This is a genomic window from Streptomyces sp. NPDC002209, from assembly GCF_042890265.1.
Lineage (GTDB): Bacteria > Actinomycetota > Actinomycetes > Streptomycetales > Streptomycetaceae > Streptomyces.
On the sequence record NZ_JBIARX010000002.1, the window covers coordinates 303,232 to 325,429 of the forward strand.

14 protein-coding genes are annotated in these 22,198 nt (G+C 71.8%); 9 read left to right on the forward strand and 5 right to left on the reverse strand.

Features of this window, described 5'->3' with window-relative positions; genetic code table 11:
* Positions 1-525: 525 nt before the first annotated feature.
* Together ACFYXK_RS06280 and glgP are read left to right on the forward strand one after the other, a co-directional pair.
* Positions 526-3,267, forward strand: coding sequence for a PKD domain-containing protein (locus ACFYXK_RS06280; RefSeq protein WP_389410044.1), 2,742 nt, complete (start codon positions 526-528; stop codon positions 3,265-3,267).
* A 227-nt stretch (positions 3,268-3,494) separates the two neighbouring features.
* Positions 3,495-6,149, forward strand: a complete 2,655-nt coding sequence (glgP, locus tag ACFYXK_RS06285; protein ID WP_389410045.1) for an alpha-glucan family phosphorylase — start codon at positions 3,495-3,497, stop codon at positions 6,147-6,149.
* 12 nt (positions 6,150-6,161) lie between these two features.
* Here glgP and ACFYXK_RS06290 read toward each other — a convergent pair whose 3' ends face one another.
* The gene (locus ACFYXK_RS06290) at positions 6,162-7,166 is read right to left on the reverse strand and encodes an Lrp/AsnC family transcriptional regulator (RefSeq protein ID WP_389410046.1); all 1,005 of its coding nucleotides are present in this window, start codon (positions 7,164-7,166) and stop codon (positions 6,162-6,164) included.
* Between the two features lie 157 nt (positions 7,167-7,323).
* Here ACFYXK_RS06290 and ACFYXK_RS06295 point away from each other — a divergent pair, with 157 nt between their 5' ends.
* Together ACFYXK_RS06295 and ACFYXK_RS06300 are read left to right on the forward strand one after the other, a co-directional pair.
* On the forward strand, positions 7,324-8,862 hold the full coding sequence (locus tag ACFYXK_RS06295) for an MFS transporter (RefSeq protein ID WP_389410047.1): 1,539 nt from the start codon (positions 7,324-7,326) through the stop codon (positions 8,860-8,862).
* Between the two features lie 166 nt (positions 8,863-9,028).
* Positions 9,029-9,718 carry a hypothetical protein gene (locus ACFYXK_RS06300; protein WP_389410048.1) on the forward strand — a complete coding sequence of 230 codons (690 nt, stop codon included), beginning with the start codon at positions 9,029-9,031 and terminating at the stop codon, positions 9,716-9,718.
* Between the two features lie 151 nt (positions 9,719-9,869).
* Here ACFYXK_RS06300 and ACFYXK_RS06305 read toward each other — a convergent pair whose 3' ends face one another.
* The gene (locus ACFYXK_RS06305) at positions 9,870-12,137 is read right to left on the reverse strand and encodes a M4 family metallopeptidase (protein WP_389410049.1); all 2,268 of its coding nucleotides are present in this window, start codon (positions 12,135-12,137) and stop codon (positions 9,870-9,872) included.
* Between the two features lie 381 nt (positions 12,138-12,518).
* On the opposite strand from ACFYXK_RS06305, the gene ACFYXK_RS06310 reads away from it, so the two are divergent.
* Positions 12,519-14,006, forward strand: coding sequence for a sugar transferase (locus ACFYXK_RS06310; protein ID WP_389410050.1), 1,488 nt, complete (start codon positions 12,519-12,521; stop codon positions 14,004-14,006).
* A gap of 25 nt (positions 14,007-14,031) precedes the next feature.
* Here the strand turns inward: ACFYXK_RS06310 and ACFYXK_RS06315 are convergent, their stop codons facing one another.
* Entirely contained in the window at positions 14,032-14,976 is a 945-nt protein-coding gene (locus ACFYXK_RS06315; RefSeq protein ID WP_389410051.1) for a GDP-L-fucose synthase family protein, read from the reverse strand.
* A gap of 339 nt (positions 14,977-15,315) precedes the next feature.
* Between ACFYXK_RS06315 and gmd the strand changes: the two genes are divergently transcribed.
* From gmd to ACFYXK_RS06335, 4 genes are all read left to right on the forward strand, one after another.
* Entirely contained in the window at positions 15,316-16,329 is a 1,014-nt protein-coding gene (gene gmd, locus ACFYXK_RS06320) for a GDP-mannose 4,6-dehydratase (RefSeq protein WP_389410052.1), read from the forward strand.
* 245 nt (positions 16,330-16,574) lie between these two features.
* On the forward strand, positions 16,575-19,352 hold the full coding sequence (locus ACFYXK_RS06325) for a LamG-like jellyroll fold domain-containing protein (RefSeq protein WP_389410053.1): 2,778 nt from the start codon (positions 16,575-16,577) through the stop codon (positions 19,350-19,352).
* Positions 19,353-19,447: 95 nt separating this feature from the next.
* Positions 19,448-20,125: a hypothetical protein gene (locus ACFYXK_RS06330; RefSeq protein WP_389410054.1), complete on the forward strand. Its 678-nt coding sequence runs from the start codon at positions 19,448-19,450 to the stop codon at positions 20,123-20,125.
* A gap of 121 nt (positions 20,126-20,246) precedes the next feature.
* Positions 20,247-20,459 (forward strand): hypothetical protein, encoded by a 213-nt coding sequence (locus ACFYXK_RS06335; protein ID WP_389410055.1) that lies wholly within the window; start codon positions 20,247-20,249, stop codon positions 20,457-20,459.
* A 15-nt stretch (positions 20,460-20,474) separates the two neighbouring features.
* Here the strand turns inward: ACFYXK_RS06335 and ACFYXK_RS06340 are convergent, their stop codons facing one another.
* Entirely contained in the window at positions 20,475-21,596 is a 1,122-nt protein-coding gene (locus ACFYXK_RS06340; protein ID WP_389410056.1) for a glycosyltransferase, read from the reverse strand.
* Positions 21,593-22,132, reverse strand: a complete 540-nt coding sequence (locus tag ACFYXK_RS06345) for a WcaF family extracellular polysaccharide biosynthesis acetyltransferase (RefSeq protein ID WP_030295168.1) — start codon at positions 22,130-22,132, stop codon at positions 21,593-21,595. Before ACFYXK_RS06345 ends, ACFYXK_RS06340 begins: the two co-directional genes overlap by 4 nt.
* Between the last annotated feature and the right edge of the window lie 66 nt (positions 22,133-22,198).

Consider the following 22,198-nt stretch of genomic DNA (forward strand, 5'->3'; position numbering starts at 1 on the left):
ATGGGATCACCTGGGGGCAGTTCGCAGGGCTCGGTGACAACAGCCCAGCCGGAGCACCGGCTGGTCGTGCACGCTCTGTTCGCTCTGTTTCTAGCCGCTCAGAAGACGGCTGGGCTGCGGGCATGGCCGCTCCTGTCCGCGTTCACTCGGGTGGCGGGAGAGGTGGTGGGGCGGGGGTGCCGTGCGTGTACGCGGGGAGCCCTTCCCACTCTCACCCCGCCCAATCAGTGCGCTTGGTTAACTACTCGTACGTAGTGGCGCGGCCCAGACCAAGCCCCTGGCCGACATCCGCCGAGGCTCAGTCAAGTCGGTCAGGACTACCGGATGTACGACGTGAAACCCCCGCCCCACCGCCACCACAGGCCCCATCCGTGACTGCGGATTTGGGGTGGTGAGGGCGGAATATCCGGAGTGACAGTGGTCTCCGGAAGAGGGACCATGGGACCGACTCTGTGAATTCCCCGTGCGCTTCCGACCGTCGAAGTGTCCTGAATTCACATCAACTTTTTCGAAGGAACATCCCCGTTGCGTCCCACTCGTACGGTGGTCCTGCTCACCGCGGGCCTCGTCACCCTTTTCGGTGTCCCGGCAGCCGCGGCCGCCGATGCCCCGGCCTCGCTCTACGTCGACAACGCCGACGCCCACTGCTCCGACGCCGGCTCCGGGGCGCAGGCCGCCCCCTTCTGCACGATCTCGGCGGCCGCCAGGATCGTGAAGCCGGGCCAGACCGTGCGGATCGCACCGGGCAAGGCGTACGACGAGGCCGTCACCGTCGACCGCTCCGGCGAGCCGGGCAGGCCGATCGCCTTCGTGTCCGGCGCGGCCGACGGCTTCGACTGGGTGGACCTCGGCAAGGGCCTGACCGTCAGCGGTGCGGGCCACGTGGTGGTGCGCGGGATGTACATGGGCGACGGCATACGCGTCTCCCGGTCCGCCGACGTCGAGCTGGACCGGATCCAGAGCCGTGGGGCAGTGTCCGGCAGCGGCCTCGTGGTCGGCGAGCAGAGCACGGACGTGCGACTCACCCGGAGCAGCACATGGGGCGTCCGGATCGAGGGTGGCTCGCGGGGCACCGTGCTCAGCCGCAACGAGCTCTATGCGGAGCTGCGGTCGAGCGTCACGGTGGTGGACGCGCCCGGCACGGTCGTCACCAACAACGACCTCACCGGCGTCTGCGGGGCGACCGTGTCCTTCAGCGGGAACTCGACGGGTTCCGCGCTGTTCAACAACGTGGTCTTCAGTGAAGCCACCTACGACAAGTGCGAGGCGGCGGAGCCGCGGGGCGGAGTCTCCGTCGCGCAGAGCGCGGCCGAAGGCACGCGTGTCGACTACAACGTGTTCAGCGGTCACCGGGCGCAGGTGAACCCGTACCTCTGGTCCGCAACCGCATACCCGAGTCCGGCGGCCTTCCAGGCCGCCACGGGCCACGGTGCGCACGACATCCTCGCCCCCGACGGCTACAAGGTCGGTCCGATCGACGGCTCGCCCACCGTGGACTCCGCCGATCCGACGGCTCCGGGCGCACTGCCGAGCGACAAGGCGGGGAAGCCCGCCGCCGACGATCCGCGGGTCCCGAACACCGGCAAGGACGGTGGGTACCTGGATCGCGGCGCCTACGAGACCCAGGACTACCTGAGAGGCGTCCGGCTGGAACTCGACCAGTACTGGGCACCGGTCGGCACCACCGTGAAGGCGACGGCCGAGCCGGACAACCGGTGGCCGGGCGCGCTCACCTACCACTACGACTTCGGTGACGGCACGGCCCCCGTCGTGACCGGGGCGACCACGGCCGAGCACGTCTACAGCGCACCGTGCGAGTGGTGCCGGGTCACCGTGACGGCGGTCTCCGGCAACGGGCAGACGGCCTCCGCCGAGCTGTCGACGAACGTCACCGCCGCCGGTCCGCTCACCGCCGCCCTCACCGTGAATCCGGAGCTGCCGACCTCGGATTCCCCGATCAGCCACGCGGGCCCGCTGTCCGTGGCCGTCGACCCCTCGGCAACCGCTGCGCCGTGGCCCGTGCAGAGCGTGGACTTCGACTTCGGCGACGGCACCACCGGGCAGCAGACCTCCCTGTACGGCACGAGCCACGCCTACGCCCGGCCCGGTGAATACAAGGTCACGGTCACGGTCCGCGACACCAAGGGGGCCGCTTCCACGGCAACCCGGAGCGTGAAGGTCGACTACGCGCCGTCCGGCTACGTCGCCACGGCCCCGTTCCGGCTGCTGGACACGCGGACCAACGGCACCGTCCTCTGGGGCGGGGGCGCCACCGCGGTGACCCTGCCGGTCGGGCTGACCCTGCCGGACCACGTCCTGTCCGGCAGCATGGCCGCCGCCGTCCTGAACGTGACCGTCACCGGGGCCTCCGAGGACACGCACCTGAGCGTGTGGCCCTCCGGCCAGCCGCGCCCGGCGACCTCGAACGTCAACGTCTGCAAGGGCGGTACCTCTTCCAACACGGTCACCGTCCCGGTCGGCGCCGACGGCAAGGTCTCGGCCCAGCTCAACTCCGGCAGCGCCGCGCTCGTCGTCGACTTCGTCGGCTACTACCAGCCCGGCATCGGGCAGCGGTTCAGCCCGATCGCGCCGACCCGGCTCGCCGACACCCGTACGAGCGGCGGCGCGCTCGGCGGCGGGCAGACCCGGACGGTCAAGGTCGCCGGGGTGAACGGCATCCCCGCCGACGCCACCGCCGTCGCGCTCAACCTGACCGGCACCGCCAGCACCGACAACGCCCACGTCATCGCCTACCCCGACCCGGCGAAGCGGCCCGCGACCTCGAACCTCAACCTGGAACCCGGCAAGGACAAGTCGAACCAGGCCATCGTCCCCGTCGGCCCCGACGGCACCATCACCCTCTACACCAACACCGGCTCCACCCACCTGGTCCTCGACGCGGTCGGCTGGTACGGCAAGGGCGGCAAGGCCCTGTTCACCCCGACCGTCCCGCGCCGCCTGGCCGACACCCGCACCACCGGCAAACTCGCCCCCGGCGCCACCACCACCGTGACCGGCCAGCCCGCGGGCGCCGTCGGCGCGGCGCTGAACGTCACCGCGACCGAGTCCACCGGCCCCGGGTTCCTCACCGTGTACGGGTACGGCGCCGCCCGCCCGGAGGCCAGCAGCCTCAACACCCGTCCCGGTGACACCGTCCCGAACCACGTCACCACTCCGGTGGGTGACGGACGCGTCAGCATCGCCAACGGCTACGGCGGAAGCACCCACGTGATCACCGACCTGCTCGGCTACTTCACCCAGCCCTGACCTGCCCGGTCCCGCGCCACACACCGCCGCCCCGGCCGCCCGTGCACTGCACGCGGTGACCGGGGCGGCGGCGTTTCGGCGGCGTTACTGCGGCGTCCGGCGCCGTTCGGCGATCGAGGCACCGTGGCAGGGCGGGCCCCGGTGAAGCTAGCCTTCCCGGGGTGATGCGCGGACGCACAGCGTGGTGCGGCCGCTTCGATCCGCAATCGCCTGCGAAGGTAGAACGTGTGAAGGCTATCCGTCGATTCACCGTGCGCCCCGTTCTCCCGGAACCATTGCTGCCGCTCGCCGACCTCGCGCGCAATCTGCGCTGGTCGTGGCATGCCGAGACCCGTGAACTCTTCCAATCCGTCGACCCCGAGGGCTGGCAGGCCGCCGGAGGCGATCCCGTCCGGCTGCTCGGCGCGGTCTCCGCCCCCCGGCTCGAGGAACTGGCCGGCGACCGCCGGTTCCTGCGCCGGCTCGCCGTCGTCGCCGCCGACCTCGACGACTACGTCCACGGCGGGAGGTGGTACCAGAGCCATGAAAACGGCGCCGAGCTGCCCGCCGGGATCGCCTATTTCTCCCCCGAGTTCGGGATCACCGCCGCCCTGCCGCAGTACTCCGGCGGGCTCGGGATCCTCGCCGGGGACCACCTCAAGGCCGCCAGCGACCTCGGCGTCCCGCTGATCGGCGTGGGACTGCTCTACCGGCACGGGTACTTCCGCCAGTCCCTCTCCCGGGACGGCTGGCAGCAGGAGCACTACCCCGTCCTCGACCCCAACGAACTCCCCGTGTCCCTGCTGCGGGACACCGACGGGGCACCGGCCCGGGTGTCCCTGAGCCTGCCGGGCGGCCGGGCCCTGCACGCTCACATCTGGCAGGCCCGCGTCGGCCGGGTGCCGCTGCTCCTCCTGGACTCCGACGTCGAGGACAACGACGCCGGCGCCCGGGAGGTGACCGACCGGCTCTACGGCGGCGGCAGCGACCACCGCCTGCTCCAGGAGATGCTGCTCGGCATCGGAGGCGTGCGCGCGGTGCGCACGTACTGCCGGATCGCCGGGCATCCCGACCCCGAGGTGTTCCACACGAACGAGGGGCACGCCGGCTTCCTCGGGCTCGAACGCATAAGGGAACTGGAAGGGGAGCAGGGGCTCGGCTTCGACGCCGCCGTCGAGGCGGTGCGCGCCGGGACCGTGTTCACCACGCACACGCCCGTGCCCGCCGGCATCGACCGCTTCGAGCGGGCCCTGGTCGCCCGGCACTTCGGGCCCGGCGCGGAGCTGGCCGCCCTGCCGGTCGACCGGATCCTCGAGCTGGGCGCCGAGTCCTATCCCGGCGGCGACCCCGGGGTGTTCAACATGGCGGTGATGGGGCTGCGCCTGGCCCAGCGCGCCAACGGGGTCTCGACCCTGCACGGGGCGGTCAGCCGGGGCATGTTCGCCGGGCTGTGGCCGGGCTTCGACCCGGCCGACGTGCCCATCACCTCCGTGACCAACGGCGTGCACGCCCCGACCTGGGTGGCCCCCGAGGTCGTCCGCCTCGGAGCCCGCCAGATCGGCGCCGGGCGGACCGAGGACGCGCTGTCGGTGGGCGGCTCCCAGCGCTGGGACGCGGTCGCCGACATCGCCGACCAGGACATCTGGGACCTGCGGCGCGGGCTGCGCGAACAGCTGGTGCAGGAGGTGCGCGACCGGCTGCGGGCTTCGTGGCTCCAGCGCGGGGCCGCCGAAGCCGAACTCGGCTGGGTGGACTGCGTACTCGACCCGGACGTGCTGACCATCGGGTTCGCCCGGCGCGTGCCCTCGTACAAGCGGCTCACGCTGATGCTGCGCGACCCCGAACGGCTGCGCAGGCTGCTGCTCGACCCCGAGCGGCCCGTGCAGATCGTCGTCGCGGGCAAGGCGCACCCGGCCGACGACGGGGGCAAGCGGCTCGTGCAGGAGCTGGTGCGCTTCGCGGACGACCCGCGGGTGCGGCACCGGATCGTCTTCCTGCCCGACTACGGCATGGCCATGGCGCAGAAGCTCTACCCGGGCTGCGACGTCTGGCTGAACAACCCGCTGCGGCCGCTGGAGGCCTGCGGGACGAGCGGGATGAAGGCGGCGCTCAACGGCTGCCTCAACCTGTCCGTGCTGGACGGCTGGTGGGACGAGTGGTTCGAGCCGGACTTCGGCTGGGCCATCCCGACGGCCGACGGGCTGGGGACGGACGAGGACCGGCGCGACGACCTGGAGGCCAATGCCCTCTACGAGTTGATCGAGGGCCGGGTCGCGCCGCGGTTCTACGACCGGGCGGGCCGCAGCGGACTGCCGGTGCGGTGGATCGAGATGGTCCGGCGCACCCTGGTATCGCTGGGGCCCAAGGTGCTCGCAGGGCGCATGGTGCGGGAGTACGTGGAGCGGCTGTACGCGCCGGCCGCGCGCGCCCACCGGGCCCTGAACCCCGATGCGGCACGGGACCTGGCCTGGTGGAAGGGTCGGGTCCGGGCGGCCTGGCCGCGGGTCGTCGTCGAGCACGTGGAGGCGCTGGCCGCGGCTCCCGTGAACGGCACCGCCGAGCTCGGGGCCACCCTCACGCTGCGGGTGCGGGTGGCGCTCGACGCACTCACCCCCGAGGACGTGGAGGTACAGGCCGTCGCCGGCCGGGTGGATCCGCAGGACGTGATCCGCGACGGGCGGACCTTCCCGCTCAAGCCGGCCGCGGGGCCCGACCTGGAGGGACGCTGGATGTACGAGGGCCCGCTCGCCCTCGACCGCACGGGGCCCTACGGCTACACCGTGCGCATCCTGCCCGCGCACCCGCTGCTGGCGACGCCGGCCGAACTGGGGCTGGTCGCCGCTCCGGTGGAGGCCGACGCGGCCGGTGACACGGGCCCTGGGGGCGGCGTACTGCTGCGCTAGTCGGGGCGCCGGTCAGGGGGCGGGCGGCGGGTCGACCAGCCGCCCGCCCTCCACCAGCATCCCGGCCCGTTTGATGTTGCGCAGGGTCGGGATCACCTCCACGTGCCGCAGGCCGGGCACCGAGCCGATCCGCTCGGTCATGTACGTGTACAACGCGTCGGTGTCCCGGCACACCACCGCGGCCATGAGGTTGGCCGTGCCGGTCACCGCGGCCGCGAACGGCACTTCCGGGTGGCCGGCCAGAGCGGCGCCCGCCTCGGCCAGCCGGGCCGGCTCCGCGGTCAGCATCAGCGTCGCCTCCGCCTCGTAGCCCAGGGTCGACGGGACGAGCTCCAGGTCGAAGTACAGCTCCCGCAGCTCCCGCAGCCGGTCCAGCCGGCGGCGCGCGGTCGACTCCGACAGGCCGGAGGCGCGGGCCAGCTCGGGATAGCCGGCCCGGCCGTCCTGGGCGAGTACCGCGAGCAGCGCGAGCTCGGCCTCGTCCAGGGTGTACCGCTCCTGCCCGGGCGCCACGCGGGGCCGCGTCAGCGCCGCGACCTGCTCGGGCCGCAGGGTGTCCAGGCCGCACCATCCCGTCGGGCCGCCGATGTACACCCGCAGGATGGTGTGGGCGCTGATCCCGGTCACCCGGCGGGTGCGCGGGAGCTTGTCCAGCAGCAGGCCGTCGCGGGCCTGCCGGGTCCGGGCCTTGGTCAGACAGTTGATCTCCGTCCCGCCGGAGCCGAGCTTCACCCAGGAGATGTCCGGCCGCCGGGCCAGCGCCTCGGCCACCGCGAGCGCGGCGTCGGGCGCGCACTGCACGCGCAGCCAGGACTCGAACAGCCCGACGCGGCTGCCCAGCGGCAGCCCGACCACCCGGATCAGGCCCGAGGTCCGCAGCCGGCGGTAGCGGCGCACCACCGTCTGGTCGGAGACCTCGAGGACCTCGGCGATCCGGCTGAAGGGGGCCCGGCCGTCGAGCATCAGGGCCTGCATCAGCCCCCTGTCGAGGTCGTCCAGCTGTGCGGGTGTGGTCATGGAATCCATCATGACAGGGCCCGTCATGGAGGAATCCGGCAGCCGTGGCGGCGTGGATGGGGGATTGGCCCTGCGGCTGAGAGGTTGGAGCCACCGCCAACCCCCTGCCGGCCCTGCCCGGCCCCTGCCGGGCCTTCGGGTCCCGAGGAGAACTCACATGCGCAAATGGCTCCCGCTGACCGCGGTGTGCCTCGGGGCGTTCATGCTCCTGGTCGACGTCACCATCGTGATGGTCGCCCTGCCCGACATGGCCGCCGACATGCACACCTCCTTCTCCGCACTCCAGTGGGTCATGGACGTCTACGCCCTGGCCCTCGCCGCCCTGCTGCTCGGGGCCGGCTCCCTCGCCGACCGGATCGGCCGCCGCCGCGTCTACGTCGGCGGGCTCGGGCTCTTCGCCGCCGCCTCGCTCGCCTGCGGGCTGGCCACCGGACCGGCCGCACTGATCGCCTTCCGGGCCGTCCAGGGCATCGGTGGTGCCGCGATGTTCGCCACCACCATGGCCCTGCTCAGCAGTGCCTACCAGGGGCGCGACCGCGGGATCGCCTTCGGTGTCTGGGGCGCGGTCAACGGCGCCGCCGCCGCGGCCGGCCCGATCATCGGCGGGCTGCTGACCGAGCACTTCGACTGGCGCTGGATCTTCTTCATCAACCTCCCGGTCTGTGCCGTGGCCGTGTACGTGACCCTCCGCTCGGTCGCCGAGTCCCGGGACCCGCGCGCCAAGGGCCTCGACCTGCCCGGCATGGCCGCCTTCACCACGGGCGCGGCGGCCGTCACGTACGCCCTGATCCGGGTCGGCGAGAACGGCTGGACCGGCGGCGCCACCCTCGGCCTGTTCGGGCTCGGCGCGGCCGCCTTCGCGGCCTTCGTCCTGGTCGAACTGCGCAGCTCCCGCCCGATGCTGGACCTCTCGCTGTTCCGCAGCCGTTCCTTCGTCGGCGTCATGGCCGGGGCGCTGCTGCTGTCCGGCGCCGCGTTCTCGTACCTGATGTACGTCTCCCTCTGGCTGCAGTCCGCCGAGGGGATGGGCCCGGTCTCGGCGGGCCTGGTGCTGGTGCCGCTGAGCCTCGCCGCGTTCGCCGTCTCGGCGGTGGCCGGCCGGCTGCTGCACGGGGCCCCGGCGCGGCTGACCATCGGCGGCGGGCTGCTGCTGATCGGGGCGGGCGCACTGCTCCAGGCCTGGATGACGGATGCCGGTGACGGCTGGCCGGCCCTGGTCCCGGGTCTGGTGGTGACCGGCCTCGGCGTGGGCATGGCGACCCCGGCGCTGGCGGCCGCCGCGATGGGGGCCGTGGCCCCGGCCCGGGCGGGCATGGCCGGCGGTGCCCTCAACACCGCGCGGCAGCTGGGCATGGCGCTGGGCATCGCGGTGCTCGGCGCGGTCTTCCAGGCCGGTCTGAAGGACGGGCTCGGCGGTTTCGGCCAAGGGCCCGCCGCGGCCGAGGCGCTGGCCTCCGGCCGGGCCGGGGAGCTGCTGGCCGCGGGGCCGGCCGCCCGGGTCTGGGTGGAGGAGGCCTTCGCGAGCGGGCTGCGGGGGACGTTCCTGGTCTCGGGGCTGATGGGGCTGGCCGGCGCGCTGATCGTGCTCGTCCTGGTCCGCTCGGCGGCGCAGGCTCCGGCTCCCGTCCCGGCTGCCACTGCGGTACCGGCTCCGGCCGGTGCGGCCGTTCCGGCGTCCGAACGCGCGTCCGCGTAAGGGCTGCGGAGCGGGACCGTACGGGTGCAGGCCGCCGATCCGGGAGGGTGAACCTTCGAACGCGCTGTGCATGCCGAATCGTTTCGGCATGGGGGACCGCTCCTACGCTGCCCGCTGGATGCCACCGGACCGGCATCCATTTGCCCACAGAACGGACTGCCTCCCCATGCGTCTTCGCCCTACCGCCGCAGCGCTCCTGGGTGCCCTCGCCCTCGTCCTGCCGACCGCCGGCCCGTCCATGGCCGGCGGCAACGACGACCTCGGCCGGCTGCAGTACATCATCGACAACGACGAGCGCGGGCAGATCCGCCCGTCGGACAACGACACCTGCTACGAGTTGACGGACACCTCGCGCAACCGCCCCGCGACGGCGGTGCACAACGACACCGACTCGCGGGCCGTGCTCTACCCGAACCACGCCTGCAGCGGCCGGGTGGAGCGGGAGTTGCAGCCGGGCGACACGGTGCACAACGTATCGGTCCTCTCGGCGACCTTCGTGCCGGTCCGCGGTCACCGTGATGACTTCCGTGAGGACCGTGACGACTACCGCGACGACTACCGCAACGACGATGACGACTTCCGCGCGCACCGCACGCCGATGGACGAGCCGGAGCAGAAGCAGAAGCAGGAGCAGGAGCAGGAGCAGAAGCAGGGTCAGGAGAACGGCCAGGAGCAGGAGCACGGCCAGGACCAGGGCCAGGAGAACGGCCAGGAGCAGGAGCACGGCAAGGAGCAGGAGCACGGCAAGGACGAGGGTCGGGAGCACGGCAAGGAGCAGGGCCGGCACGACGAGGGCCGCAAGCACCACGGAAAGCACGACCTGTTCGATTTCATCTTCAAGGGCATCGGCGGCTGACCTTCGGATCCGATGAGCACGAGGGCCCGGCACCCCGTGGGTGCCGGGCCCTTCGACGCCGCATGGAACAGGGCCGTCCGGGAGGGTCTCTCCCGGACGGCCCCGCGTTTTCATGGGATCAGCCGCTTCGCTTCACCTGCCCCGGGTGGGGTCAGAAGGTGAGCTTCCAGCTGTTGATGTAGCCGGTGTCCAGGCTGGCGAGGTCCGCCACGCGGAGCTTCCAGGTGCCCTGGGCCACCTCGGACGAGGCGTTCACGGTGAAGCTCTGGACGATGTTGTCCGCGCTGCCGCCGGTGCGGTTGCGCAGGTTGTAGACGGTGCCGTCGGGGGCGACCAGGTCGACCCGGAGGTCACCGACGTAGGTGTGGACGATGTTCACGTCCACCTTGAGGGTGCTCGGGGCGTTGCCCGTGCGGGTCACGGCGATCGGCGACTCGACGGTCGCGTTGTCCGCGATCTGGTAGTCGTTCGTGTTCTCGAACACGTTCTGCTGGGACGTGCCGACGGTCCAGGTGAAGGACGCCGTGCCCGTCTTGCTCGCCGAGTCGGTCACCGTCACGGTCACGTTGGACGTGCCCGCGGTGGTCGCCGTGCCCGAGATCAGACCGGTCGAGGAGTTGATCGACAGGCCGGCCGGCAGGCCGGTCGCCGCGTAGCTCAGCGCACCCGGGTTGGTGCTGGTCGCCTGGACCTGAAGGCTCACAGCGGTGTTGATCTGGGTGGTCTGGTTGGCGATCGGGGTGACCGTGACGCCGGAGACGATGCGCGGGCCGACGTTGATGCCCGCCCAGGCGTTGGCCACGTTGTTGTACGTGGTCGAGCCGGCGCCGTACAGGTCGGCAGCGGCCTGCAGGGTCGCGGTCCGGGCCGCCGCGTAGTTGGTGTTCGACTTGAAGTAGCCCACCGTCAGCGCGCGGAACCAGATCTTGGCGGCGGCGTCACGGCCGATCGCGGTGACCGGGAGGCCGTCGGAGGTCGGCGAGTCGTAGCTCACGCCGTTGATGACCTTGGCGCCGGATCCCTCGGAGGCCAGGTAGAACCAGTGGTTGGCCGGGCCGGAGGAGTAGTGGACGTCGACTCCGCCGATGCCCGAGTACCACGCGTCCTTGGAGCCGCCGTCCTTGCTCGGCTTGTCCATGTAGCGCAGCGGGGTGCCGTCGCCGTTGATGTCGATCTTCTCGCCGACCAGGTAGTCGCCCACGTCCTGCGGGTTGTTGGCGTAGAACTCGACGGCCGCCGCCATGATGTCGGAGGTCGCCTCGTTCAGGCCGCCGGGCTCACCGCTGTAGGTCATGTTGCCGGTGACCGAGGTGAGGCCGTGGGTCATCTCGTGGGCGGCCACGTCGATGGACGTCAGCGGGTGCGTGTTGCTCGTACCGTCGCCGTACGTCATGCAGAAGCAGGAGTCGTCCCAGAACGCGTTCACGTACGCGTTGCCGTAGTGGACCCGGCTGTACGGGGCCACGCCGTCGTTGCGCAGACCGTTGCGGCCGTGCACGTTCTTGTAGTAGTCCCAGGTCAGCTGTGCGCCGTAGTGCGCGTCGGCACCGGCGGTGGCCCGGTTGGACGCGGCGCCGTTGCCCCACACGTCGGTCGTGTTGGTGAAGAGGCTGCCGGTGCCGGAGCTGCCGCCGTTGAGGTCGTACGTCTTGTGGTTTCCGCGCCCGGCGTCGGTCAGCGTGTAGTTGCTGCCCGACTGCGAGGTGCCCATCGTGACCTGGCCGCTGTACATGGTGTTGCCGGTGCCGGTCTCGATGGCCTGCCACTGGGTGATCTTCGCGCCGGTCTTGGCGTCGGTGATCACGTGCAGCTGGCTCGGGGTGCCGTCGTCCTGGAGGCCGCCTACGACGGTCTCGTAGGCGAGGACGGGGGCGCCCTCGGCGGCCCAGATCACCTTGCGGGCGGTCTTGGAGGCCTTGGCGTCCTTGGAGCCCTCGGAGTTCGCGGCGGAGACGGCCTGGCCCTCGGCGGCGGCCGGGGTGACCGTGGCCGTGGTGTCCGCGACCTTGATCTCGTGGTTGGTGGCCTTGGTGATGCTCTTGGTGACGCCGGCCTTGGCATGGACCGTCAGGTCGCCGCCGAGCACGGGGAGTCCGCCGTAGGTGCGCTCGTACGTGGTGTGCGTGGTGCCGTCGGCGTCCTTGACGACGTCCCGGACGACCAGCTTCTCCTGCTCGCCGAGGCCGAGGGCCTTGGCCGCCTGGACGGTGGTCGAGTTGGCGTCGGCGATGAGCGTCGCACGCTCGGAGGGGCTGAGATTGACGGCGGCCGCGCCCGGGTTGGGCTGAGCGGCGTTGCGGGCCTGCGACGCGGTGGCGTCGGCGGATGCGGTGCCGGCCTGTATGCCGACGGCGAGCAGCGCTGCAGCGGCAACGAGCGCGCCGGCCGCGGTGGCACGCCTGTGGGGGGTGGGACTCAACGCAGACTCCTTCTGCAAGGGGGGTTCCGGACGGCTGGGTGGGCCTCCGGGCAGAGCAGGCTGGTGCGAAGAACGGATCGAAGAGTGCCAGCTGTCGGCTCCAATGTCAGGGCCGCGTCAAAAGGTTGGCTGGAAACGGTTCGTTGACCGATGAGACGTATCCGGTATCCGAACCATTCACCTTCGCGTGCGAAGGAGGGGGTCGATATCTGGAACGGTTGGTACCGGTTGCTAACACTTGCGCAACAAGAGGCCCCGTTCGGGCAATCGGCATTTGTCGTACGGGTGTTTGTCGTACTGTTTCCCGGTGCGCCAGATGTCCGTCGCCAGGGGAAGCCATGGGCACGCGCCACTGTCATAGACCACGTGCCAGGGGGGCCCATGAGGCATGTCCATTTTCCTGCGCAAAGACTGGCCGCAGCAGGCGCCGATCCGGCGCGGCTCGCGGCCGCCCCGGCGAGGCGGCTCGGCGACAAGGCCCGCTGGTACCTGCCCGCTGCCCTCACGGCCGACTTCCTGGGCGCCGCAGTCCCCGTAGGGCTGGTCTTCCAAGCGGCGCAGCAGGTCCGGCCGGTGTACTGCGCCCTCGGCGCGGCCCTGGCGTGGACCGGCGTGCAGGCGGTGCGCCGGCGGTACGCGGCCCGCGTGCTCGGAGAATCACGCGGTGTGCTGCCCGTCGTACACGACTGGCTGATTCTGATCGGTGTCCTGGCCGTGGCCCGCGTGGTGACCGGTGAGAGCACCCCGCGGCTGTCCGCGCTCGGCGCCCTGCTGCCCGCCCTGCTGATCACCGTGGCCTGCCACAAGCTGACCTACCGCCACCTCTCGGCGGCCCGCCGCGAGGCGCACGCCGTCAGCCGGGTCCTGGTGGTCGGCGAACCCGGCGCGGCCGAGTCCGTCATCGAGCACCTGGCGGCGCGCACCGACCACCCGTACGTCGTCGTCGGAGTGGTGCCGGTCGGCTCGGGCCCGATCGAGGGCGGGGTGCCCGTCGCGGCCCGGCTCGAGGCGGCCGCGCCCGAGGCCCGGAACGCGGACTCCGCCGCCCTGCTCGGCGCCGTCCGCAGTCACGATGCCGACCTGGTGCTGGTCGCCCCCGGCGCGCGGATCGCGGGGGAGCGGCTGCGCAGGGTCGCGTGGGCGCTGCACGACGCGGGCCTGGAACTCGCCGTCTTCCCCGGCCTCGTGGAGGTCTCCGTCAAGCGGCTGGAGACCCTGTCCGCGGGCGGGCTCGCCGTGCTGCGGGTGTTGCCGCCGGTGAGCCGCGGCATCCAGACCCTGCTGAAGTCGGTCCTCGACCGCACGGGGGCCGCGCTCGGGCTGCTGCTGCTCTCCCCGGTCTTCCTCGGGATCGTCCTGGCGATCCGCCTCGGCTCCCGCGGCCCGGCGTTCTACCGCCAGCGGCGCATCGGGCGCGACGGGGTCCCGTTCGTCATGTGGAAGTTCCGCACCATGGTCGTGGACGCGGACCGGCTCAAGAACGAACTGTCCGGGGCCAACGAGAACGACGGCCTGATGTTCAAGATCCGCCGCGACCCCCGGGTGACCCGGGTGGGCCGGCTGCTGCGCCGCACCTCCATGGACGAACTGCCCCAGCTGTTCAACGTGATGAGCGGGCACATGTCGCTCGTCGGGCCGCGCCCGCCGCTGCCGGAGGAGGTCGCCCAGTACGACGAGGTCGAGCTGCGCCGGCTCACCGTGCGGCCGGGCATGACCGGGCTGTGGCAGATCAGCGGACGCTCGGACCTGTCCTGGGACGAGACGATCCAGCTCGACCTTCAGTACGTCGACAACTGGTCGTTCACCAGCGACGTCGACGTCATGGGCCGTACCCTCCGCGCCGTCGTCGACGGTCGCGGAGCGTACTGAGGGGCCGCACCACGTGCCGTCGCGTTCAGCCCTGCTCGCGCCACCACCGGTAGGTGGCGGCGATGCCGTCCCGCAGCCCGATCTCCGGCTTCCAGCCGAGCGAGGTCAGGCGGGTGACGTCCAGGAGCTTGCGCGGCGTGCCGTCCGGCTTGGACGTGTCCCAGGCGAGCCGGCCGCGGAAGCCGGTCACCTCGGCGACGGTCTCGGCGAGGGCCTTGATGGTGAGGTCCTCACCGCAGCCGATGTTGACCGGCTCGTCGCCGTCGTAGCTGCCCAGCAGCACCGCGCAGGCGGCCGCCAGGTCGTCCACGTGCAGGAACTCCCGGCGCGGGGTGCCGCTGCCCCACAGGGTGACCTCGTCGCGTCCCTCGGCGGCGGCCTCGTGGAAGCGCCGGATCAGGGCGGGCAGCACGTGCGAGGTCTCGAGGTCGAAGTTGTCGCCCGGCCCGTACAGGTTCGTGGGCATCGCCGAGATGTAGGAGGCCCCGTACTGCTTGCGGTACGACTGCACCTGGACGATGCCGGCGATCTTCGCCAGGGCGTACGCCTCGTTGGTCGGCTCCAGCGGGCCCGTCAGCAGGGCGTCCTCGCTGATGGGCTGCGGGGCGAGCTTCGGGTAGATGCAGGAGGAGCCCAGGAACAGCAGGCGGCCTACCCCGGCGGCGTGCGCGCCGCCGATGACGCTGAGCTGGATCTTGAGGTTGTCCTCGAGGAACTGCACCGGGTAGGTGCTGTTGGCCATGATCCCGCCGACCTTGGCGGCGGCCAGCACGACGGCGTCGGGGCGGACGTCCTTCAGGTACGCCTCCGTGGCGGCGGCATCGCGCAGGTCGAGGTCGGCGCGGCCCCGGGTGAGCACCTCGTGGCCGTCGGCGGTGAGCCGGCGGGCGACCGCGGACCCCACGAGGCCGCGGTGGCCCGCGACGAAGACTCGGGCGTTCGGGGGCAGGAGCGGCAGCGAACTTGTCATACCGCCGATGATGCCAGTCCGCCGCCGCGGGCAGCAGACGAGGTCCGGCCCCGCCGCCGGCGGCCGGCTCCGCGCGCCCGGGCCTGCTCCGGCTCGGCCCGGCACGGCGCAATCCGCCCGAAGGGGGCGGGACGACGCCGTGTACGGTACGCATCCAGCCCCTTGGGCACCGCGGCCGTACGCGCGCCGTCAGGTCCGGCGCGAAAACCGGGGCGCAGCCCCGGCCGGTTGGGCGGGACCCCGTCACCCGCGAGGTACGGCCCCACCGGCGGGCCGCACCGCCGCCCCCGAGGCCCTGCCTCACCAGAACAGACCGATACGACCCCCAGGGGGACCCACATGGGCAAGACCGCACTGATAACCGGCGTCACCGGGCAGGACGGCTCCTACCTCTCCGAGCTGCTGCTCTCCAAGGGCTACACGGTGCACGGCCTCGTGCGGCGGTCCTCCAGCTTCAACACCGAGCGCATCGACCACATCTACCAGGACCCGCAGACCGCCAACCGGTCCTTCGTCCTGCACCACGCCGACCTCTCCGACGGCGTGGCGCTCGTGAACCTGCTCCGCGAGATCAAGCCCGACGAGGTCTACAACCTCGGCGCCCAGTCGCACGTGCGGGTGTCCTTCGACGCCCCCCTCTACACGGGCGACGTGACCGGCCTCGGCGCCCTGCGGCTGCTCGAGGCGATCCGGGCCAGCGGTGTGGACACCCGGATCTACCAGGCCTCGTCCTCGGAGATGTTCGGGGCCACCCCGCCCCCGCAGAACGAGAAGACCCCGTTCCACCCGCGCAGCCCGTACGGCGCCGCCAAGGTCTTCGCGTACTGGACCACGGTGAACTACCGCGAGGCGTACGACATGTTCGCCGTCAACGGGATCCTCTTCAACCACGAGTCCCCGCGCCGCGGCGAGACCTTCGTGACCCGCAAGATCACCCGTGCGGTCGCCCGCATCAAGGCCGGTCTGCAGGAGCACCTCTACCTCGGCAACCTCGACGCGGTCCGCGACTGGGGCTACGCCCCCGAGTACGTGGACGCCATGTGGCGGATGCTCCAGCAGGACGAGCCGACCGACTACGTCGTCGCCACGGGCGTGGCCGCCACGGTCCGCGAGTTCGTCGAGTCGTCGTTCGCCCACGCGGGCCTCGACTGGGCCGAGCACGTGCGCTACGACCCCAAGTACGAGCGCCCGAGCGAGGTCGACGCCCTCATCGGCGACGCCTCCAAGGCCAACGAGCTGCTTGGCTGGAAGCCGACGGTGCTGGTGGCCGAACTGGCGCGGATCATGGTCGACGCCGACATCCGGCAGGTCGAGGACCAACTGGCGGGCGTGACGGTCCGCATCGACCGCTGAAGGCCTTATATTTCCCCTACGATTTGCCGTGTCCCGGTCATCTCCACTGGTATCGGTGGGTGTGGCCGGGGCAAACCTGCCGTATGTCCGCTGTGCGCCCTCAAACCTGAACCGTTCATTCCAAGTTGGTATGCAATGGGTCAAGGAAGGTGACCGGGTCCTCGCAGGAGCCCTAGTCTGCGCCAGTACATATGGCTGTTCGGATAGTTCAAGCCATCAAACCGGGCAACTGCCCTGGGGGGCTCATGCGTAGATCCAGAGGGCTGACTGCTGCCCTCGTCCTGTCACTGGCCGGCGCCGGCACCGGCATAGGGCTGGTGCTGATGCCCGAGGCGTCCGCCATCACGCCTCCCGTGGCATTCACCGCCGACGAGCTGCCCACCTGGCAGCCCAACGGCATCGTCTTTGCGATGGCCCAGGCGAACGGCACCGTCTTCGCGGGCGGCACCTTCTCGGCCGTCCGCCCGCCCGACGGCACCAGCGGCGCCGAGCAGGAAGCCGTGAACTTCGTGGCGCTCGACGCCGCGACGGGCAAGCCGACCTCGTGCAAGCTCGCCTTCACCATCGGCGACGGCAGCGCGACCGTACGTGCGCTGGCCGTCTCGAAGGACAAGAAGACCCTGTACGCGGGCGGCTACTTCGGCGCCGTCAACGGCACCCCGGTCTCCAGCGTCGCGGCGATCGACATCGAGAGCTGCACCCCCAGGGCCGCCTTCCACCCGGGCTTCCCCGCCACCGTGCGCGACCTCGCCGTCACGGACGACACCCTGTACGCGGCAGGCGACTTCGGCACCGTCGAGGGCCAGACCCGCGAGCGGTTCGCCGCGGTCGACGCCTCCTCCGGTGCGCTCAAGCCCTTCGTCGCCAACGCCGACGAGCCCGGCCGCGCGATCGAGATCACCCCGGACGGCAAGAACGCGCTCCTGGGCGGTGACTTCTTCTCGGTCAACGGCTCCAACACGCACGCCCTGGCCGTCGTGAACGCCACCACGGGTGCGGTCGCCAAGACGTACAGCAACATCCCGTCGAACTCCGTGGTCAAGGACATCGCCACCGACTCGACCGGCTTCTACACCGGCAACGAGGGCTCGGGCGGCGGCGTCTTCGACGGCCGCATCGGCCTCAGGCTGAGCGACTTCAGCGAGAAGTGGCGCGACCGCTGCCTCGGCGCGACGCAGGCCGTCCTGCCGTACGACGGCGTGCTCTACAGCTCCTCGCACGCGCACGACTGCTCGCTCGAGGGGCAGTTCCCCGACGGCAAGCGCAACTTCTTCAACGCGCAGCTGACCAACTACGAAGGCGCCTCCCCCGCGCCCGTGGACGGCTTCGTGCGCAGCCCGCGCAAGCTCGGCTGGCACCCCACCGCCAACGACGGCCTCGGCGAGGGCATCGGCCCGCGCGCCATGACGATCGCCGAGAAGGGCGACGTCAAGTACATGTGGGCCGGTGGCGAGTTCACCGCCATCAACGGCAAGCCCCAGCAGGCGCTGACCCGTTTCGCCTCCACCGGTGACGTCGGCGCCCCGACGACCCCGGTCGCGAGCGCCGGCAGCGTCAAGCCCGGCGAGGTCCAGGTGCGCTGGCGCACCAGCTACGACGCGGACGACAGCAAGCTGACGTACCGCATCTACCGCAACGGCTCCGCCACCCCGATCGCCACGGTCGCCGCCGAGTCCCTCGAGTGGGAGCGTCCCCAGGCCTCCTGGAACGACACCACGGTCAAGGCCGGCCAGTCCTACACCTACCGCGTGACGGCCACCGACGCGGCGGGCAACACCAGCGCCCTGTCGGCCACGGCCTCGGTCACGGTCCCGAGCTCGGTGCAGTCGTACCCGAACCAGGTCCGCGCCGACGGCGCCAACCTGTACTGGCGCTACGACGACACCGTCAGCCCGTACGTCGCCGACTCCTCCGAGGCCGGCAACACCAGCGGCATCCAGCTCAACGCCCCGGCCCTGCGCCAGACGCCCGGCGCGATCAGCGGCGCCAGCACGGCGATGGGCTTCAACGGCACCAGCCAGCAGGTGTACAGCGACCACCGCCAGACGGTGGGCAGCGCCTTCTCCGTCGAGACCTGGTTCAAGACGAACACCACGCGCGGCGGCAAGCTGATCGGTTTCGGCAACAACACCACGCGCAACAGCGGCTCGTTCGACAAGCAGATCTACATGACCAACACCGGTCGTCTGGTCTTCGGCGTCTACAACGGCTCGACGCGCACCGTCTCCACGGGTCTGTTCGACACGTACAACGACAACAAGTGGCACCACGTCGTCGGAACCCAGGGTCCCGCCGGCATGGAGCTGATCGTCGACGGCCAGAGCAAGGGCACGCTGAACGTCACCGGCTCCGCCGCGTACGAGGGCTACTGGCACGTCGGCGGAGACAACCTCTCCGGCTGGCCGACCAAGCCGACGAGCAACTTCTTCGCCGGCCAGATCGACGAGACGGCCGTCTACCCGAAGGCGCTCACCGCGGCCCAGGCCAAGAACCACTACGACCTGGCCAAGGCGCCCTCCGACACGGTCTCCAAGGTCTCCGCGACCGAGGACACCTACATCAACCAGGGCGCCCCGAGCGCCGCCAACGGCGCGAGCACCTCGCTCGCCGTCCGCGGCACCTCGGCGTACGAGACGTACCTGCGCTTCAACCTGCCGGCCGCGCCGGCCGGGCAGGTCCTGAAGTCCGCCGCGCTCCAGATCAAGACGTCGACCCAGGCGAACGCCGGTACGGCCGACAAGGTGTCCGTGGTCCCGGTCACCGGCACCTGGAGCGGTGCGAGCACCACGTTCAACAACAAGCCGACCCTGGGCACCACGCCGCTCGGCTCGTTCGCGAGCGTGCCGGACGGCTCGGCGGTCCAGAGCACCCCGCTGGACACCGCCGCGCTCTCCTCGGTGCTGGGCAGCAGCTACAGCCTGGCCCTGACGAGCACGGGCACCGACCCGCTGTGGATCTGGTCCATGGAGTCGACGGCAGCGGACGCCGCTCCGCAGCTCGTCCTCACCTTCGGCCCGAAGTAACCGTCTGACGGATGCGGGGCCCGGCGCGAAGGACAGCCGGGCCCCGCACCCCTATCCCACCCGATCAACCGGCACGTAATACAGGAGCCCTAGAGATGTACCGACGCTCCGCCGCGGCTGCTGTTCTGCTGGCCGCAGCTCTGACCCTGACCGCCTGCAGCTCGGGCGGCGACGGCAAGGCCGACGCCGCGGCCGCGAAGCCGAAGCCGCCGGCCTCGTCGGCGGCCCCGGACCCGGCGGACGCCACGGCTGCGCCGGCGTCGCCCGACGCGAAGCCGACGGGCCCGGTCCTGCCGGACGCGAAGCTCACCCCGAAGACGGGCAGCTTCAAGCCCAACGAGAAGCAGTACCTGAGCGGTCGGGTCCCGGAGAAGATGGACCCGGCGGCGGTCCTGCAGACCGGCCAGGAGTCCTGCCAGCGGGTGGAGCGCACCGCGAAGCGCGACAAGGACGCGGCGACCGGGTCCATCGTCGCGGGGGAGATCCCCGGGGCGAAGGACGCGATCACGTACCTGTGCCCGGAGCAGAAGCCGATCCTGGACGCGGCGTCCAAGGGCTTCGCCGACGGCACCCGCGAGTCGCCCGCGGCGGGCACCTACCGGGCGCTGACGCAGAGCACGACGTGCACCTGGGAGGCCAGGGGCAAGGACGGCGCCGTCCTGGCGTCGGGCCCGGAAACCGCCCCGAAGGCCGGCGACAAGATCACGGCCACGATCCCGTCGGGCACGGCGACGTTCACGTCGGCGGGCTGCTACGCCTGGATCCCGGCGTAGCGCACCCCGCACCGAAGAGAACGCCGCCCCCTGCCCGGACTCCGGGCGGCGGGCGGCGTTTTCGTTCGCCCGCCGGGGGTAGCCGCGCGGTCAGACGACCACGACTGCGGAGGCGGATCACATGGGAGGCATCGGCGGCTGTATCGCGCTGATCGTGGTGGGGGCAACCCTCACGTTCGCGACGGACTGGCAGATGGAGAGCGTCGACCTCGACGTCGTCGGCCTGATCATGATGGCGGCCGGCGCCATCGGACTCGCCGTCTACGCGAGCGTCTTCAGGCGCCGGCGCACGGCGGCCCTCCCGGTGGTGGACGAAACCCGCCGCGAGGTCTAGGCCGTCTCTTCCGACCTAGCCCTGCCGGCAGGCCTTCTCGTAGACCGGCAGGAGGGTGTCCAGGACCGCGTCCATCGAGAAGGACTCCGCGGCCAGTTTGCGGGCCGACAGGGAGGCTTCCGCGTTGGACTGCGGGTCCAGGAGGGCGAGGACGGCCTCGGCGACACCCGCCGGGCCCGGGGCGACCGCCCGGCCGGCGCCGGCGGACGCGATGTCCCGGGCCAGGCCGTTCGAGTGGGTGACCACCGACGGGACGCCCACCGAGAGGGCCTCGAGCACCGACATCGGGAACGGCTCGTCCACCGACGGCAGCACGTAGACGTGGGCCCGGCGCAGCTGCGACAGGACCTCGGCGGTGGACAGCGCGCCCGGGACCGTGAAGCGGGACGTGAGCCCCAGCTCCGCGATGCGCGCGCGGACCGCCGGCAGCTCGCCCTCGTCCGGGCCGGCCACCACGAACTCCGCGTCCGGGTGCGCCGCCAGGATCGCCGGGGCCGCGTCCACGAAGTCCACCGGGCGCTTACGGGCCTGCAGGCGCGCCGAGTACAGGATGCGCGGGGGACCGGCGAGCGCCGGCCGCTCCTCCTGCGCCGGGGTGCCGTTCACCAGCCGGACCGCCCCCGGCAGCGGGGCGCCCACCACCGCGTCGAGGCCCTCCCGTTCGTGCGGGGTCAGGTACAGCACCGCGTCCGCCCCGCGCAGCAGCCGGCGTACCGCCACCGCGTCCAGCACCTTGGCCAGCAGCTTCTCGCTCGGGTCCACCATCCCGTGGGTCTGCAGCACCAGCGGCTTGCCGGCCCGCAGCGCCGCCAGGGCCACCGGCAGCGTCACCAGGTCCCGCGCCAGGTGGACGTGGACCACGTCCGCGTCCCGGACCAGCCGGCCCGCCGAGGCCAGCAGGGCCGGCGAGGTCATCCCGCTGAAGCCCAGGGGGAGAAGGCGCCGGGCCGGGAACAGCTTCGCCGGGACGCCCTCCACCGAGGTCGGCCACGGGTCCGGGAAGCCCTCGCCCAGCGCCAGCAGCCGCGCCTCGTGGCCGCGGCCCCGCAGGCCCTCGGCCAGGTTCAGCGCGACCCGGACCGGGCCGCCGAACGCGTGCGAGGGGGAGTGGAGCGTGACGGCGTGCAGGACTCTCACTTGGGCTCCTCGACCGGGCGGCGCTGCCCGTCCATCGTCTGCAGGGTCAGGGCAGGAAGGTTTCTGTGGACCACCGAACCGGCGCCCGCCACCGCGCAGCGGCCCATCGTGACCCCGGCCAGCACGGTCGCCCGCACGGCCACCCACGCGCCGTCCTCGACCACGATCGGCGCGTTGCGGTACCGGAAGTCGGCGGCCCGGTGGTCGTGCGAACCGGTGCACAGCATGGCTTCCTGCGAGATGCACACGTTCGCCCCGATGGTCACCGGCTCCAGGTTCAGCAGCCAGGCGCCCTCGCCGATCCACGTGTGGTCCCCGACGGTGAGCTTCCACGGCCACAGCACCCGCACCCGGTGCCGGATCAGCACGCCCTCGCCGATCTGCGCGCCGAACGCCCGCAGCAGCGCGACCCGCAGCCGGGCCGGACAGAACCACGCCATGAACAGCGTGTTCATCACGGCGAACCAGAGCGCCTGCGTCAGCAGCCCGCGCCCCTTGTCGTACCCGGCCAGCGTGAAGGCAGGAAGATCACGCAACGGTCGCCCCTCATCGTCCTTCGCAGGCGCGCCTCCCCGGGCGCCGCCCGCTCAGACTAGACTGCG

Excerpts from the sequence above, each read along its gene's own strand:
- ACFYXK_RS06290 (WP_389410046.1), bottom strand. The coding sequence starts at position 7,166 with ATGACCACACCCGCACAGCTGGACGACCTCGACAGGGGGCTGATGCAG.
- ACFYXK_RS06295 (WP_389410047.1), top strand. The coding sequence starts at position 7,324 with ATGCGCAAATGGCTCCCGCTGACCGCGGTGTGCCTCGGGGCGTTCATG.
- ACFYXK_RS06300 (WP_389410048.1), top strand. The coding sequence starts at position 9,029 with ATGCGTCTTCGCCCTACCGCCGCAGCGCTCCTGGGTGCCCTCGCCCTC.
- ACFYXK_RS06310 (WP_389410050.1), top strand. The coding sequence starts at position 12,519 with ATGAGGCATGTCCATTTTCCTGCGCAAAGACTGGCCGCAGCAGGCGCC.
- ACFYXK_RS06315 (WP_389410051.1), bottom strand. The coding sequence starts at position 14,976 with ATGACAAGTTCGCTGCCGCTCCTGCCCCCGAACGCCCGAGTCTTCGTC.
- gmd (WP_389410052.1), top strand. The coding sequence starts at position 15,316 with ATGGGCAAGACCGCACTGATAACCGGCGTCACCGGGCAGGACGGCTCC.
- ACFYXK_RS06325 (WP_389410053.1), top strand. The coding sequence starts at position 16,575 with ATGCGTAGATCCAGAGGGCTGACTGCTGCCCTCGTCCTGTCACTGGCC.
- ACFYXK_RS06330 (WP_389410054.1), top strand. The coding sequence starts at position 19,448 with ATGTACCGACGCTCCGCCGCGGCTGCTGTTCTGCTGGCCGCAGCTCTG.
- ACFYXK_RS06335 (WP_389410055.1), top strand. The coding sequence starts at position 20,247 with ATGGGAGGCATCGGCGGCTGTATCGCGCTGATCGTGGTGGGGGCAACC.